The sequence below is a fragment of the Acinetobacter sp. ANC_7588 genome (assembly GCF_056783995.1).
This window is the reverse complement of the sequence record NZ_JBWYIU010000001.1, coordinates 297614-314151: the sequence shown is the minus strand read 5'-3', so window position 1 is coordinate 314151 and position 16538 is coordinate 297614. Positions and strand designations below refer to the sequence as shown.

Below are 16538 nucleotides of genomic sequence, written 5' to 3'. Positions count from 1 at the left end.
AAGCAAAAAAATATTAAATTACTCCCTTATTATACTGTAAAACTGATCCAAAGCTTGAATAGTATGGTTTGAGCATATTCACTGAGATATTTTGTAGATGAATTACAAATTCAACCATAGGTAAAAACTATAGATGTGCGACGTAAATTAAGGTTTTTTGATGGAATTGAAGTAAACGTGACAGTTTTTTAAATTTCATAAGACCTTAGCATAACTTTTTCCTATGCTGAAAATCCTCTCTAATGCGAATATTAGAGGAGATTGACCATGTCACAGACCAACACTTATTCAGCAGATGTGATCGTACTTGGTGCAGGCCCAGTCGGTTTAACGATGGCGAACGGCCTTGGCCTTGCGGGCTTAAAAGTAAAAGTGATTGAACAGCTCGATCAATTGATTGATTATCCTCGTGCAATTGGTATTGATGATGAATCTCTAAGAACAATGCAATCGATTGGCTTGATCAACAAAGTATTGCCGCATACCACTCCCGATCATGCGATGCGTTTTCTTACGCCTTCAGGCCGTTGTTTTGCAGATATTCAACCTAAAACACGTGAGTTTGGTTTCCCTCGTCGTAACGCATTCGTACAACCTTATGTTGATGCAGAATTATTGGAAGGTTTAGAACGTTTTGATGATGTGGAAGTACTTTTTTCTCGTCAACTTCAAAGTTTTAAGCAGACTGAAGATCAAGTTGAAGTTCAAATCCAAAATAAAGATAAAACAATTGAATATATAACTGCAAAGTATCTAGTGGCATGTGATGGAGGTAATAGCTACGTTCGACGTATGTTGAATATTCCTTTTGAAGGTAAAACTGCACCAAACCAATGGATTGTTGTCGATATTGCAAACGATCCATTGGCGACACCACATATTTACTTATGTTGCGATCCAGTACGTCCATATGTGTCAGCGGCTTTACCACATGGTATCCGTCGTTTTGAATTTATGGTGATGCCAGGGGAGACGCAAGAGCAACTGAGTCAACCTGAAAACATGGCTAAACTTTTATCCAAAGTATTACCAAACACTGAAAATATCGATGTGATCCGAAATCGTGTTTATACCCATAATGCACGTATTGCCAGTAGATTTAAAGAAGGGCGTATCTTACTTGCGGGAGATGCAGCGCACATTATGCCAGTATGGCAGGGACAGGGTTATAACAGTGGAATGCGTGATGCGTTCAATTTATCTTGGAAACTGGCTATGGTCGTACAAGGTAAAGTAGATGCTAAAGTTCTAGATTCTTATCAAGAAGAGCGTCATGATCATGCCAAAGCGATGATTGATTTATCTGTTACAGCAGGCCATGTGCTAGCTCCGCCTAAAAAATGGCAAGGTACTGCGCGTGATGCTATTTCATATGTTCTAAATTACATTAAACCCGTTAAACAATATTTGTTGGAAATGCGCTTTAAGCCAATGCCACAATATAAATCTGGTATTTTGGTTGGACAGGTCAATAAGACATCACCAATCGGTAAAATGTTTATTCAACCTAAAATGCAAGATAGCACAGGTCATGTGAAATTACTGGATGATTTTATTGGTCAAGGCTTTGCTATTATTGCTTGGGGAGTAGATCCGACTTGGGGACTCACACCAACAAGTATTCAAAAATGGAAAGCCTTGGGTGTGAAATTTATTAAAGTCGTTCCACCTGAACAATTGAAAACTGATGCTCATGAAGATGAAAGATTGACACTTGGGGATACAGAGCATACGATTCGTGCGTGGTTTGGTCGCACTCAATACTCGATGGCATTTTTAAGACCAGATAAATTTGTGGCGGGCTTAAGTATTCCTCAGACGAGCGAAGAGCTCAGCCAAAAACTATTTGATAAACTTGGCGTTTAATCAAAAAGTTTAAGACTAATCTAAAAAAAACCTGCAAATTTGCAGGTTTTTTATTTTTAAAATAGCGTTCAAATTTTTAAAAAATATGACAATGAAAGTGTTGGCTAAGAATATTTTTGACAGTTTGCAAATGCTTACTTTGATCTTGCTTTCTGAAACTCAAATATAAGCTGATATTCGGTAAATCGATTTCAGTTGATTTAATTAAGACATTTTCACTGAGCAAGCTTTCAACATATTTTGGAACAATGGTCCAACCGACTTGCATCGCTACAAGATTAATATTCATTAAAATGTTACTCGAGTATTGAGCAACTTGAATAGATGTATTTAGGGCTTCAAAAATATTTTGAATTTTTTGGAACAAAATCGGTGAGGCAGTTTCCTCGCTCATGATAAATTTTTGGGCAATTAAATCCTGTTTTGAAATACAGTCTAAATGCGCATGGGCTGAATGACGAGGAATCAGCAAGATCAGGGGCTCACTGAACAATTCGATAGAGGCAATATGTTCATCATCGATACATTGGCGAGTGAATGCGACATCAATTTTTTGATCACGAAGTGCTTGGATTTGATGTAAACAGCTCAAACTATGAAATTGAATATCTAAATCAGGCTGTTGTGCACGAATAATAGGCATGACATAGGGAAAAATTTTCATTTCTGCCACAGGTAAAAAGCCAATATTTAATTTATTTTTCTTGGTATTCGCCATAATTTGAATCTTGTGTTTGGCGTCTTGAGCAAGTTTCAATATATGTCGAGCATCTTTTAAAAAAGTTTCTCCTTCCTCTGTGAGCGATAAGCTTCTGCTTTTACGAATCAGCAGGGATGTACCTAATTCCGCTTCAAGATCTTTAATTTGCTGACTTAAAGAGGGCTGCGCTATAAAAAGTTTTTCTGCAGCACGCGTAAAATTAAGTTCTTCGGCAACTGAGACGAAATATTTCAAATGTCGAAGTTCCATGCGTACCGATCCTTAATCGCCATAATAAATGAGGTTGATTATACGTTTGAATTGCTAGAACTTCAGCGTGATTCACGTTTAAAGCTAATTTAAGAAGAAAAAAACCGACCCATATTGAAATGAAATATGGGTCGGTTTTTATCAAGTAAAGTATTAAATGATTGAGAAGATCAAGCTAATGAATCCAATAAAGGATACGCCCAAAATGATTTTTTTTATTTGTGACTCAAAATAGGTCAGACAAAGTGCAACAAAAAGCGCAGCGAATGTCAGTACACCAACCCAATAACTCATCATATTACTGACTTGTCCTTTGCTCATGCAGAGGATAAGCCCTAACGACAGGAATCCCCATCCAACCATTGAGGCTATTTTCTGGTGTTTAATACTCAATGTTTGACCAAAAATTTGTTTTTGATGCTTTTGCATTGCACTGGCTAAACCTATAAAACCTAAAGTACAAACTGCCCAAATGAGGAGAAAAAAGCTCATGGTGATTACCCCTCTACCTTAGGTAAAACTTGACTCTTTTTTAATGGAGTTCCTTGATGATTTTGAACTTTGTAAAGTGCAAAATAAAAAACTACTGCTAAAACTAGCATCGCCAGATCGAACGAAGCGATAACCCATTGTCCGTGAGCTATAGAACGCCATAAAGGTTGACCACCTGTGATAAAGTTTAAAAGCGGAAGTAAAGCAAAAAGCAGGGTAGCGAGACTCAGTAATTCAAGCCAAGCTTGGCGATGGGTGCGAAAAACAGCATAAACCAGTGTGAAGAGCCACACTATAAAGAATGTACGGATTTCCCAGTTTATACGCATTTCCATATCAACAGGGATAAAACGGTTTGCATAAAAATAAGCTGCACAAGCAATTGGTAAGCCGATAATCGCAGCGATGTTGGTAATCTCGACCGTACGATACCCAAAGGATTTATAACCTTGTTTCGCTTGTTGAGGTGCACGTTTGACGCACCATAAAATTAATCCTGTTGCGACCATTAGCGTGCCAACGATACCAGAAAAAAAGAGTATCCAACGTAAGGCTAAATCAACTCCTCGTGCTTCATGTAGAACAGTGACAACATTGTAAATGCCATTGGGAATAGAAGGATTTTTGAGTTGAGCGGAATCATCTGTAATGTTTTGACCTGTCACACCATTGAAGTCTAAAGTTTCATATACGCCACGATGAGCGATACTTGCGCCGTGTAAAGCACGTAACTCAATGGTCGCCTTCGATGTATTTGGTGCTTTAATTGTGATCGAACCAATCGGATTGTTTTTCCACTTCGCTTCAGCTTGAGTGAGGATCGGAGCAATATCTGTAAGTGGTGCAGGTTCAGCTTTTCGATCTTGGTTGCGCGTACGTCGACTTTCACCTCGATTCTTTCTCTCACCATCCATGTTGTTAGTATGTTCATTTGATGCTGACTGCGTACCACGAGCCTCAATTTCTGTACGAGCATTCATCATTGAGCGCTGATTTCCTTGCGGTTGATCAGTACGAGTCTGCCCTTGTGGTTCTGCTGGATTTTGAATTAAGGATTTTCGTTGGTCTTGTAGAAAGGCGCCACGATTGTCATAAATTTGCTGTACCCCCCACGGCATGATGGTAAACAATAATAAAAGTAAACCACTAAAAGTGATCATGATATGAAAGGGAAGTGCGAATACAGCTGTTGCATTATGTGCGTCTAACCAAGAACGCTGTCCTTTACCTGTTCTAAAGGTAAAGAAATCTTTAAAGATTTTCTTATGGGTGATGATGCCACTAATAATTGCAACAAGCATAAACATAGTTGCTATGCCCACAATCCAACGTGACCATATACGTGGCATTCCGTATAATTCAAAATGGAAACGATACAGAAAACTACCACCACGGGTTTCACGTGCTTCTAATACTTCACCTGTGGCACTGTCAATCGTCACACGTTCACCACCGCGACGAGCATTGGGATCTTCTCCGACACTCCGGATATTCAGTGTGGTGTAATTTTGACGAGCATTGGGTAATTGAATTCCCCAGCTCCCTGCATCAGCATGATTATTCTGCAAATATTGCAGAGCCACTTGCGTCTGCTCAAGTTGAGATCGGCTTGGAATCGATTGGTGATACTCGGGTTTCATCCATGTGCTGATTTCTGCTTGGAAAAAACTCAAAGTACCGGTTACAAAGATGGCATACAGCAACCATCCTAGTATCAAACTAGCCCAAGTATGTAACCATGACATAGACTGGCGTGGGCCTTCAGCTTTGGCATCACTTCTCATGAATTAGTTCCCCATGATTTTATAGATGAGAAATAAAGCAAGGCTAGGTAAGACGATGCCCAGTGTAGCTTTTCTGGTTTTGTGAACCATAAAAACCCAAATAAACGCTGCACACTGTAAACAGAAAGCAATGAGCGTTGCTGACATCGCTGCGCTAGATTGATATGTGCTAAATGTTTGTGCAATCACGATAGCAGAGAGGGATGCAAGCAAATAACCTCCAATACCCGCCAATAAAAAACGATAGAGCACCATCAGGCGATAACTAATAGAAACTGATTTAGTAGTTTTACGAGTTTTTTTTACTTGATTCCCAAGTGTTAACTCGCCTGGTAGTTCGAATTCTGTACTGTTCATAAAAGTAAGAAAGTGTGAGTGTATGTAATTATTGTAAATGATAACAATTATTGTTTATCTTTAGAATTATAAATTTAGCATTTTAGAAATAAATTTTTTTATTGAATTAGCTTGGGCATGTTAATTGCAGAGTTGTAGATATTTTTTTATCGATAGTTAAAATTTATGACGTATCAAGTTTTTTACTGCAAAGCTAATCCTGATGCTCAATTTGTGTTGTTATCTTCAGGGTTAGGAGGGCATGGACATTTTTGGCATCCACAATTAGATATATTGACTCGATTTTTTCATGTTATTACATATGATCAAGAAGGATGTCATGCAGATGCTGCATTACTAGCACCAACTTATTCAATGACCGATATGGCAATACAAGTGATACAGATTTTAGAGGATCTAAAGATCGATGAATTCCATTTTATCGGTCATGCTTTAGGTGGGCATATTGGAGCGGAGTTAGCCGTTTTAATTCAAAATACAAAATTGGAAATGTTGAGTTTGACCAGTATTAATGCGTGGGACTCACTAGATCCACATACGCTCAAATGTTTTGAAGCTCGAGAATCGTTATTACAAAATGCTGGTGCAGAGGCATATGTTAGAGCTCAAGCATTATTTCTTTATCCACCTGTATGGATCTCTGTTAATATCGATCAAATACAACAAGCAGAAAATAATCAACTCCGAAACTTTCCACCAAAAGAGAATGTATTGAGACGTCTGAAGGCTTTAAAGGAATTTAAAATAACGAATGAACATATCACCGCACTTCAACGAACTCCAATTCACTTGATTGCAAATCGTGATGATTTCTTGGTTCCAGTACATAAGACTCTTGATCTTCAGAAAAATTTTGTACATGCACAATGCTCAATTTTTGATGTAGGTGCACATGCTTCTACTGTGACTGAGCCAAATATCACTAATCAGGCACTTATTCAATTTCTTCGATCACTCTAGCATTTGAAACTTTTCAATTGCATATAAAAAACCACGATTGAGATCGTGGTTTTTTTAATTATTTTACCAAATGGTATTTTTTGGAACATCTTGTGCACTTTTTTATGACGTTATTTAGGAGTAATGGGTATTGGGATTATATGATTAATTTATCATAAGGTAAAATATAAAATTATTAAGTTGTTGTAATATATAATAAAATAATAATTGGCACATCATTTGCTAAATATCTAATACAAGCTCGAAAGCTTAATCCTACTAAATCGAATTTAACTGATCGTTAAATTAGGAGTGTTAGATATGAAAATTGGTGTCTTTTGTCCGATCGGAAATAATGGCTGGTTACTCTCAGAAAATGCTCCTCAATACAAACCAAGTTTTGAGTTAAATAAAAAAATTGTCCAACGCGCAGAGCATTACGGTTTTGACTTTGCATTGTCTATGATCAAGCTGCGTGGTTTCGGGGGTAAAACTGAGTTTTGGGATCACAACCTTGAAACTTTTACGCTTATGGCGGGTCTTGCTGCAGTCACCAGCAAAATAAAAATTTATGCAACAGCTGCGACGCTAGTGATGCCGCCTGCCATAGTTGCACGCATGGCATCTACGATTGATTCAATTTCGAATGGTCGTTTCGGCCTAAATGTCGTCACAGGTTGGCAAGCGCCAGAATATACCCAAATGGGCATGTGGCCCGGTGATGAATATTTCGGAAAGCGTTACGAATACTTATCTGAATACGTACAAATTCTGCGTGAATTATGGGCAACAGGTAAATCTGATTTTAAAGGTGACCATTTCCAAATGGATGATTGCCGAGTTAGCCCACGCCCGCAAGCAGAGATGAAAATTATCTGCGCTGGTCAATCGGATACAGGTTTGGAATTTTCTGCTCAACACGCTGATTACAATTTTGTTTTTGGTAAAGGGCTTAATACACCAACAGCATATGCAGAAATCAACGATCGTTTAAAAGCAAAAACAGATATTACGGGTCGTGATGTTCAAACCTACGTTTTGTTCATGATTATCGCTGCTGAAACAGACGAAGAAGCGATGGCGAAGTGGCAACATTATAACGATGGCGCTGATATTGAAGCGATCAACTGGTTAATGAATCAAGGCGGAAAAGATACTAAATCTGGTGCAGATACTAATATTCGTCAAATGGCTTCATCAGTATCACCAGTCAACATCAATATGGGAACGTTGGTGGGTTCTTACGAAACTATCGCAAAAATGCTAGATGAGATTAGTGAGGTGAAAGGAACTGAAGGCATTTTACTGACATTTGATGATTTTGTTGAAGGTGTTGAAAGTTTTGGACAACGGATTCAGCCGCTTATGAAATGTCGTGAACATGTTGTGGTTGAAGGAATGAGTTCAGAACCTGTGTTGGAGAAAATCGCATGAGTCATTTAGAAAATACCGTTGAAGCTGGATTTACTGCACAAGCGGGTACGGGTGTAAAACTCAAAGCCGAACCGGAAAATATTGTGCTTGCACCAGAGCAAACAGCATTAATCGTGATTGATATGCAAAATGCGTATACGTCAAAAGGTGGTTATTTAGATCTTGCTGGGTTTGATGTGTCGACGACAAAACCTGTGGTTGAAAATATTAAAAAGGCAGTTTCTGTAGCACATGATGCTGGTATTCAAGTGATCTATTTCAAAAACGGTTGGGATAATCAATATCGTGAAGCAGGTGGTATTGATTCACCAAACTTTCATAAATCAAATGCACTGAAGACCATGCGTAAGCGTCCTGAGCTACAAGGAAAATTGTTAGCAAAAGGGGATTGGGATTTTGAGTTGATTGATGAGTTGGTGCCAGCTCCGCAAGATATTGTGATTGAAAAGCCTCGTTATAGTGGATTCTTTAACACAGCGCTAGACAGCATGCTCAGAGTGCGTGGAATTCGTAATTTGGTTTTTGTCGGTATCGCGACCAATGTATGTGTTGAATCGACGCTCAGAGATGGCTTCTTTCTAGAATATTTTGGCGTGGCTTTAGACGATGCCTGTCATCAAGCAGGACCAAAAGAAGCCCATGTCGCAAGTATGTACAACATAAAAACCTTCTTTGGATGGGTGTCGGATACAGAAAGTTTTGTCAGTAGTTTTGCAGATCAACCAACACTCGCTGAAAGCGCATAAATATTTATAGATTCTAAAATTAGGAAATAAGTCATGTCAAAAGAAGTCATTATTCCAGTGGGTTCAGGTAAACCACTCGCACCGTATTCGCCAGCAACTAAAGGAGACAACATTGTCTATGTTTCAGGCACTTTGCCTTTTGATGAAAACAACAATGTAGTTCATGTTGGAGACGTAGCAGCACAGACACGCCATGTCCTTGAAACAATAAAGAAGGTCATCGAAACTGCTGGCGGGACAATGTCGGACATTACTTTCAACCATATTTTTCTGACAGATTGGGCAAACTACGCTGCAATGAATGAAGTATATGCCGAATATTTTCCGAATGCAGAGCCAGCTCGTTACTGTGTTCAAACAGGATTAGTCAAACCTGATGCACTCATCGAAATTGCTTCGATTGCTCATGTTTAATTTGAAAGCTTTCATCACCCTATTATGAGTCCCTCACTGACTGCTTAGGAGACGAGGGATGGAGAACACTATGAATGCAAATGTGAAATCAATCAATTTACCCGAGGCAGTGAGTGCCACACTCAACATTGACCAACAGGTTTTTAGACAAGGAATGTCGAATTTAGGTGCAGCTGTCAATGTCATTACTACAGCTGGTCTAGCAGGAAAAGCTGGCTTCACAGCTTCAGCTGTATGTAGTGTGACAGATACGCCACCAACATTGCTGGTATGTCTAAATCGATCAGCATCAGTATTTGAAACATTTAAAAGTAATCAGGTTTTGTGTGTCAATACTTTAAGTAGTAGTCAAAAGCATTTATCGAATGTGTTTGGGGGTAAAACTCCAATGGCAGAACGTTTCGAAAAGGGGGGCTGGTCAACATTAGTCACAGGTGCACCTATTTTAGAAGGTGCACTAGTAAGTTTTGATTGTGAAGTCGTACAAAGTTTATCGGTGGGTAGTCATGATGTTTTGTTCTGCCAAGTAAAGGGGATGAAACAGCAAGCAGGTGAAAAAGCCCTCATGTATTTTAACCGCGCATATTGCGAGCCAGTTCCAATGGTCTAAAACAGCATGCTTGATCAGGAGAAGGTCGATGAGCACAAAAGAAACATGGTTTCCAAAATTTAAACCTTTCCAAGGAAATCTAGACACGACCGCAGTTCAAGTAGATGAGTACTTGCCGCCAGTTAAAAGTATGGTATTGGGGCTGCAGCATGCATTTGCAATGTTTGGAGCAACAGTACTTGCCCCTTTACTGATGGGTTTCGATCCGAATCTTACAATGTTTATTACGGGTATTGGGACAATATTATTTTTCCTAATGACTGGGGGGCGTATGCCGAGCTATTTAGGTTCGAGCTTCGCTTTCATTGGAGCAGTCATTGCAGTCACTGGTTATACCGGTGTTGGCTTAAATCCAAACTTAGGCTTAGCACTTGGCGGTACCATTGCATGCGGTATTTTGTACGCCTTGATCGGTTTGATCGTGATGAAAACTGGCACAGCATGGATTGAAAAATTGATGCCACCAATTGTGACTGGAGCAATTGTGATGATCATTGGTTTGCATTTAGCGCCAGTGGCGATCAAAAGTGTCTCTGCTAATCAGTTTGATTCATGGATGGCTCTAATCACGATTATTTGTATTAGTGTAATCGCCGTATTTACTAAGGGCATGATCCGTAGATTGTTATTGCTCATTGGCTTAGTGGCTTCTTACTTTATTTATTTTTTACTCACTAATGTTTTGGGTTTTGGCACAGCGATCGATTTTACTAAAGTCAGTGAGGCAGCTTGGTTCGGTTTACCTACTTTTCATGCGCCAGTGTTTGAATTTAATGCCATGCTGCTTATTGCTCCTGTAGCGATCATCTTAGTTGCAGAGAATCTAGGACATTTCAAAGCGGTATCTGCAATGACTGGACGTAGTCTTTCACCATATATGGGACGAGGTTTCTTTGCAGATGGTGTATGTACGACCTTGTCTGCATCAGTTGGTGGAACAGGAATGACAACATATGCTGAGAACATTGGTGTGATGGCGGTAACCAAAATTTATGCGACCACCATATTTTTATTTGCTGGTGTATTTGCAATTTTGCTAGGTCTATCACCAAAATTTGGCGCGGTTATTAGTACGATTCCTGTCGCATTATTAGGGGGAGCTTCGATTGTTGTTTTTGGTCTGATTACAGTGGCCGGTGCTAAAATTTGGGTGGACAACCGCGTAGATTTTACCAAAAACAGTACTCTGTTGATTGCTGCTGTCACCTTAATTATGGGAACAGGCAATTATAGTTTACAAATTGGTAATTTTGATTTGGGTGGAATAGGGACTGCAACATTAGCGGCTATTTTATTGAATCTTTTCTTAAATCGAGAAGATAAGAATGCGCAAACAGTAGAGCTCGAAAACGAACCGCATTCAGCAGAAGCAATGGCACTCCCTAACACTCAAATTTAAGGTGAAATTAAAAATGAAAATTGCATTTATCGGTTTAGGTGCTATGGGATGGCACATGGCGAGCCATTTACCAAAACTAGGATTTGAAGTTTTAGTTTGGAACCGTAATTTTGAAAAAGCAGAAGCACATGCACAAACATTTGGTACTAAAGCGACCTCTGTCGATCAAGCAGTGAAAGCAGATTTTATTTTCAGTTGCTTACCCACCAGTGCAGATGTCGAACAGCTTATTGCTCAAAATCCTCCGGTCAAGGGGAGCGTATGGATCGACTGTACCAGTGGTGTACCTGTAAGTGCTTTAAAACTTGCAAATCAGTTGAAATTTAATGGTGTTGAATATTTAGATGCCCCCGTTTCTGGGCAAACTATAGGCGCTGAAAAAGGGACATTGACGGTAATGGTTGGGGGTGATGTCGATGCTTATAAGCGTGCAAAACCGATTATTCAGGCATTTGCAGGATTAATTGAATATGTCGGGGAGAGTGGTTCTGGATTTGCTGTTAAAGCAGTGAATAACACGTTGATGGCAACCCATCTATGGGCACTCGCAGAAGGATTGACGGTATTAAAGTCAAAAGGAGTAGATTTGAATAGTGCATTGAATTGTATTAATCATTCTAGTGGTAAAAGTTCAATGTCTGAAAATATTATGGCGCAACGTGTTCTGAGTCGTGCGTTTCCAAAAACCTTTGCGTTAGATCTTTTACAAAAGGATATAGGAATTGCGACTGATCTAATTCAAGAGCAAGCGTTGAATTTGCCAGCGATGCAACTTATACAAAATCAGTATATGCAAATTGAAAAAGTGAAAGCTCAAGATTCTGATTTTTCAGCTGTGGTTCAGGTGCTTGAACATCAATCTAAAATTGAATTAAGTTAAATCTAGCGTCCAAATACCTTAAATACCGCTTAATGTAGATTAAGCGGTTTATCTATGAATGCTCAATGAGATTAGCTTTGTTGATATTCATTAATGACTTCTAACGCGGCTCTAAATGCTTCTTGTGTAGCTGGAGCACCACAGTACGGCAAGCTGTGCAAAAGAACCTCTTGGATTTCCTCAACAGTTGCGCCGTTATTTAAAGCACCACGTACATGACCTTTAAGTTCTGTTGGGCTTTTTTGGGCTGTTAAAAATGCAATCGTGATTAACGAACGATACTTGCGTGGTAAAACGCCTTCACGTTGCCAAGTTGAACCCCAGGCATGCTCATTAATCCAATCTTGAAGTGGTTGAGTAAATGGAACTGTATTGTCTTGTGCACGTTTGACAAAAGTTTCTCCCATCACTTCTGTACGAACTTTTAAACCATTTTCATAATCTTGTTTTGACATTTTTTTCCTCATAAAAAAAGCGCATCTTGAGATGCGCTATAGCATAAATATTAAGCTGGGATTTCAATCGCAATCGCAGTTGCTTCTCCACCACCAATGCAAAGTGCGGCAACACCTTTTGTTTTACCTAAGCGTTTTAATGCATGGATGAGAGTCAAAATAATTCGTGAACCTGATGACCCCAATGGATGTCCGAGTGCACAAGCTCCACCGTGGATATTCACTTTTTCAGGATCTAAATGAAAAGCATCGATCGCTGCCATGGTCACCATCGCAAACGCTTCATTAATTTCCCACAAATCCACGTCTTCAACAGTCCAGCCCGCTTTGTTTAATACTTTTTCTATTGCACCAACAGGTGCGATGGTAAATTCTGATGGGTGTTGAGAGTGCGTTGCGTAAGCTTTAATCGTTGCTAAAGTTGAAAGTCCCTTTGCTGTTGCGAGTTCAGCAGAAGTCACTAAAAATGCTGATGCACCATCACTAATTGAACTGGCATTGGCTGCAGTAATTGTACCGTCTTTAGCAAATGCTGGGCGTAGCGTAGGAATTTTATCAATTTTTGCTGTAAATGGATTTTCATCTTGGGCAACGATGACATCGCCTTTACGTGAACTTACTGTAACGGGGGTGATTTCATCTTTGAAATAATTATTTTGAATCGCATTCTGAGCACGAGTTAAGGAGCGAATCGCGAAATCGTCTTGTTGTTCACGTGTGTAGTTTTTCTTATCTGCCATTTCTTGAGCAAGAATACCCATTGAATAGCCAGTTTCAGCATCTTCCAAACCTTCTTGGAACATGTGATCAATCACTTTGCCATGTCCCATACGGTAACCTGCGCGTGCTTTGTCCATGAGATAAGGTGCATTCGACATGGATTCCATTCCGCCAGCGACAATAATATTTGCCGAGCCAGCTTTAATGGCATCTGCAGCTTGCATCACGGCTTTCATGCCAGACCCACAGATTTTATTGATCGTTGTTGCACCTACATGATCTGGTACACCTGCAATTCGCATCGCTTGACGAGCAGGACCTTGTTTTAATCCCGCAGGTAAAACACAGCCCATAATCACTTCATCTAATTGGTCTGCAGCAAGCTTAGATTGGTCAAGTACGGCTTTAATGACTTCAGCACCAAGTTGCGGGGCTGTTAAGCTTGAAAGTCCTCCCTGAAAGCTACCCATAGCGGTACGGCTACCTGCAACTAATACGATTTCTTGACTCATAGCGTTGATCCTTGTCCTGTAGTTTATATGATTCAAATGCGTGTCAATTTCATATGTTCAAAATTTAATGACAGCTATTTTATTAGTTGTAATCACATTATCATAAAAAATGAATAAAGATTCATTATTTTGTTTTCATTTAATTTCGCTTATTTTGATGTTGTTTTCTATAACACCATAGTGGAATGAAATATAAAAAGTGGAATGAAAAATAAAAAACGACCCTTTAGGATCGTTTTTTCAGAAGCAATTGAGTGACTAGTATTGTGTAGATTTTGACAACACCTGAGCGTGAGGGTTCTCAAGTTCTAAACTCTGGTTAAGTTCAGTATCGAAAACATCGGTCAACATACTGTCAAAACGTTTAGCGTTATACGTAAGTAACTGATCTGCTTCAGCCTGAGTGATGAACTTGTCATTAAGAGCAGACTCAATGTGCTCTTCAAAAGTCAGACCTGTAAATTGGCCTTTGGATTCAGCCTTTTTAAACTTATTCCATAAATCCTCAATTTGAAGCAACATTTGGAATGTAGACTCCATACGCCCATTGACATCATCGGGATCAGTACTATAGAAGACATGTTTTTTTAATTCATCGCGGAAAGCATTTTCCTGAAGAATTAGTTCACCTAATTTAAGTTTCAAGGCATCCGATGGTTGAGTAATAGGACGACCAAAAGGGAAACAAATGAGTTTGACTAAGCTTGCCGCGATTTTTACAGGGAAGTTATCAAAAAGGCCATAGAACGCTTCTTGAGATGCATATAATGCTTTCTCAAGTGCGAGTTTAGCATGCAGTTGTTCAGATTCAGTACGTTGACCATTTTCATAAAATTTAAGAATTGCAGTCGCAATAAATAAGTGTGAATGCATATCTGCTAATCGTCCAGACAGCATTTCTTTGCGTTTGATATCACCTGCGAGGAGGCCTAAGCACATATCTGCGACTAAGGCAAAATTAGCACTCAAACGATTAATGGTTTTGTAGTAAGGGCGACTGAAATCATCAGCCTTTGCTGAGCCTTCTGTTGATCCGCCTATAAAACCATAAGCAAATGATTTAGCGGTTCGATTGAATGTATAACCCAAATGCTTATAAAGAATTTCATTAAACTCTTTTAATGCTGCATCTTTATTTTCGGCTTGTAAAAGTTGTAATTCTTCAAATAAATAGGGATGACAACGCATCGAACCTTGACCAAAAATCATCAGTGAACGACTCAGAATATTGGCACCCTCAACAGTAATCGAAACAGGGATCGCTTGGTACATGAGCGCCAAGAAGTTACGAGGACCCATTTGAATAGCACGCCCGCCCACAATGTCCATACTATGATTAACAATCTTACGCATGGTCTCAGTTGCGTAGTATTTTGCCATTGCAGTCATGACTGCAGGTTTACCCCCTTGGTTTAGGCCACAAGTCACTAGGTAACGGAATGCTTCAAGCATATAGGTATCGCTAGCGATATCACTTGAAACCTCTTGAACACCTTCGAATTTACCGACTGAAATTTTGAATTGTTGACGGACACGCGCAAAGGCGCCGACATTTAAATAACACATTTCACCTGCAGCTGTTGATAGTGCTGGAAGAGAAATACCGCGGCCAACTGCCAGACATTCCATCAGCATACGCCAGCCTTTACCTGCATTTTCTACACCACCAATAATCCAATCCAGCGGAATGAAGACATCTTTACCATCCACGGTACCATTCATAAATGGTGAACCTGGATTATGGCGTGCTCCTACAATCACACCTTCATGATCAGCTGGTAATAGGGCACAGGTGATTCCGTATTCAGTTTTGTTTTTATCACCTAGTAAACCTTCAGGGTCATATAATTTGAAAGCTAAACCGACCACCGTAGCAACAGGGGCAAGTGTAATCCAACGTTTGGAAAAATTCATTTTTAGGCCAAGAACTTCTTGTCCTTCAAATTGACCATAACAAACCACACCTGTGTCAGGAATTGCACCTGCATCTGAACCTGCTTCAGGGCTTGTTAAACCAAAACAAGGAATTTCTTCACCTTTTGCTAAACCTGGTAAATAACGATTCTTTTGATCTTCAGTACCGTAGTGTAAGAGTAATTCTCCTGGACCTAAAGAGTTAGGCACCATACAACTGACAGCAGTGGTAAGTGAGCGCGAGGCAATCTTACTCATGATACGGCTTTGCGCAAATGAGCTGAATTGTTTACCGCCGTATTCTTTAGGGATAATTAAACCCAGAAAACCTTTGGATTTGATAAATGACCAGACTTCTTCAGGGAGGTCTTTACGATGATGGTGAATATCCCATTCATCCAGCATCTGGCAGAGCTGTTCGACTTCATGATCGATAAATGATTGTTCTTCTTCAGACAGTGTGGGGTACGGATACTGATCAAATTTCTTCCAGTCTGGTGCCCCCATAAATAATTCTTTTTCCCACCAACTGGTTCCTGCATCTAATGCTTCACGCTCGGTACTACTCATTGTTGGCATTGCATTGGCTAGAGCTTTATAGGCAGGTTGTGTAATAAATTTCATCCTTAACGTATCAATACTGACAATCAATGAAATTAGGATAAAAGGAATACCGAGTATCAGCGACCAAGGGCTGATCAACGCAACTAAAATAGATACGACTGTGAGTGCGATAGCCCCAGAAGTTCTTGAGAATTCGAAATAAAAAATAGCCCAGAGTGTTATAAATAGAATAATTAAACTGAGTATAAAAAACATTATGAACTGCTCCATTTATGATTTGGTCATGGAGCCAATACCCACAGTAAATTTAATCAAAGCACAAACATCAGATCTACAGCGATATTGGATCATGAAATGTGAAACGAAAGCGTTGAGTTCTAAAACGGACGCATATTAATACTTATATTGGATAAGATTGTTTGAAAAATATTCAAAATTCAAGCTGAAGAGAGATAAGAAATGTGTCAATAAGTAATTGAGAA

At 39.4% G+C, this 16538-nt stretch carries 15 protein-coding genes; 8 read left to right on the top strand and 7 right to left on the bottom strand.

Features of this window, described 5'->3' with window-relative positions; translation table 11 throughout:
• Positions 1 to 267: 267 nt before the first annotated feature.
• The gene (locus AC1M9J_RS01525; RefSeq protein WP_481951735.1) at positions 268 to 1866 is read left to right on the top strand and encodes a bifunctional 3-(3-hydroxy-phenyl)propionate/3-hydroxycinnamic acid hydroxylase; all 1599 of its coding nucleotides are present in this window, start codon (positions 268 to 270) and stop codon (positions 1864 to 1866) included.
• 76 nt (positions 1867 to 1942) lie between these two features.
• Here AC1M9J_RS01525 and AC1M9J_RS01520 read toward each other — a convergent pair whose 3' ends face one another.
• The 4 genes from AC1M9J_RS01520 to AC1M9J_RS01505 all read right to left on the bottom strand — a co-directional run bounded on the left by AC1M9J_RS01520 (position 1943) and on the right by AC1M9J_RS01505 (position 5469).
• Positions 1943 to 2836 carry a LysR substrate-binding domain-containing protein gene (locus tag AC1M9J_RS01520; protein ID WP_481612843.1) on the bottom strand — a complete coding sequence of 298 codons (894 nt, stop codon included), beginning with the start codon at positions 2834 to 2836 and terminating at the stop codon, positions 1943 to 1945.
• Positions 2837 to 2989: 153 nt separating this feature from the next.
• On the bottom strand, positions 2990 to 3328 hold the full coding sequence (locus AC1M9J_RS01515; protein ID WP_092766011.1) for a DUF3325 domain-containing protein: 339 nt from the start codon (positions 3326 to 3328) through the stop codon (positions 2990 to 2992).
• A 5-nt stretch (positions 3329 to 3333) separates the two neighbouring features.
• Positions 3334 to 5112: a PepSY-associated TM helix domain-containing protein gene (locus AC1M9J_RS01510; RefSeq protein ID WP_481951734.1), complete on the bottom strand. Its 1779-nt coding sequence runs from the start codon at positions 5110 to 5112 to the stop codon at positions 3334 to 3336.
• 3 nt (positions 5113 to 5115) lie between these two features.
• The gene (locus AC1M9J_RS01505; RefSeq protein ID WP_035265656.1) at positions 5116 to 5469 is read right to left on the bottom strand and encodes a hypothetical protein; all 354 of its coding nucleotides are present in this window, start codon (positions 5467 to 5469) and stop codon (positions 5116 to 5118) included.
• A gap of 165 nt (positions 5470 to 5634) precedes the next feature.
• Here AC1M9J_RS01505 and rutD point away from each other — a divergent pair, with 165 nt between their 5' ends.
• From rutD to AC1M9J_RS01470, 7 genes are all read left to right on the top strand, one after another.
• Complete coding sequence (gene rutD / locus AC1M9J_RS01500; protein ID WP_481951733.1) at positions 5635 to 6429, top strand: pyrimidine utilization protein D; 795 nt, start codon at positions 5635 to 5637, stop codon at positions 6427 to 6429.
• A 300-nt stretch (positions 6430 to 6729) separates the two neighbouring features.
• Positions 6730 to 7842, top strand: coding sequence for a pyrimidine utilization protein A (gene rutA, locus AC1M9J_RS01495; protein ID WP_035265660.1), 1113 nt, complete (start codon positions 6730 to 6732; stop codon positions 7840 to 7842).
• Complete coding sequence (rutB, locus tag AC1M9J_RS01490; RefSeq protein WP_481594187.1) at positions 7839 to 8588, top strand: pyrimidine utilization protein B; 750 nt, start codon at positions 7839 to 7841, stop codon at positions 8586 to 8588. Before rutA ends, rutB begins: the two co-directional genes overlap by 4 nt.
• A gap of 33 nt (positions 8589 to 8621) precedes the next feature.
• Positions 8622 to 9002: a pyrimidine utilization protein C gene (gene rutC / locus AC1M9J_RS01485; protein ID WP_481951732.1), complete on the top strand. Its 381-nt coding sequence runs from the start codon at positions 8622 to 8624 to the stop codon at positions 9000 to 9002.
• A 70-nt stretch (positions 9003 to 9072) separates the two neighbouring features.
• Positions 9073 to 9612, top strand: a complete 540-nt coding sequence (rutF, locus tag AC1M9J_RS01480) for an NADH-dependent FMN reductase RutF (RefSeq protein WP_481951731.1) — start codon at positions 9073 to 9075, stop codon at positions 9610 to 9612.
• A gap of 28 nt (positions 9613 to 9640) precedes the next feature.
• Positions 9641 to 11011 (top strand): pyrimidine utilization transport protein G, encoded by a 1371-nt coding sequence (rutG, locus tag AC1M9J_RS01475; RefSeq protein WP_481951730.1) that lies wholly within the window; start codon positions 9641 to 9643, stop codon positions 11009 to 11011.
• Between the two features lie 13 nt (positions 11012 to 11024).
• Positions 11025 to 11891 (top strand): NAD(P)-dependent oxidoreductase, encoded by an 867-nt coding sequence (locus AC1M9J_RS01470; protein WP_481951729.1) that lies wholly within the window; start codon positions 11025 to 11027, stop codon positions 11889 to 11891.
• A 71-nt stretch (positions 11892 to 11962) separates the two neighbouring features.
• Here the strand turns inward: AC1M9J_RS01470 and AC1M9J_RS01465 are convergent, their stop codons facing one another.
• From AC1M9J_RS01465 to AC1M9J_RS01455, 3 genes are all read right to left on the bottom strand, one after another.
• Positions 11963 to 12346: a carboxymuconolactone decarboxylase family protein gene (locus AC1M9J_RS01465; RefSeq protein WP_179998434.1), complete on the bottom strand. Its 384-nt coding sequence runs from the start codon at positions 12344 to 12346 to the stop codon at positions 11963 to 11965.
• Between the two features lie 50 nt (positions 12347 to 12396).
• Complete coding sequence (locus AC1M9J_RS01460; protein ID WP_481588487.1) at positions 12397 to 13578, bottom strand: thiolase family protein; 1182 nt, start codon at positions 13576 to 13578, stop codon at positions 12397 to 12399.
• A 258-nt stretch (positions 13579 to 13836) separates the two neighbouring features.
• Positions 13837 to 16311, bottom strand: a complete 2475-nt coding sequence (locus AC1M9J_RS01455) for an acyl-CoA dehydrogenase (RefSeq protein WP_481951728.1) — start codon at positions 16309 to 16311, stop codon at positions 13837 to 13839.
• Between the last annotated feature and the right edge of the window lie 227 nt (positions 16312 to 16538).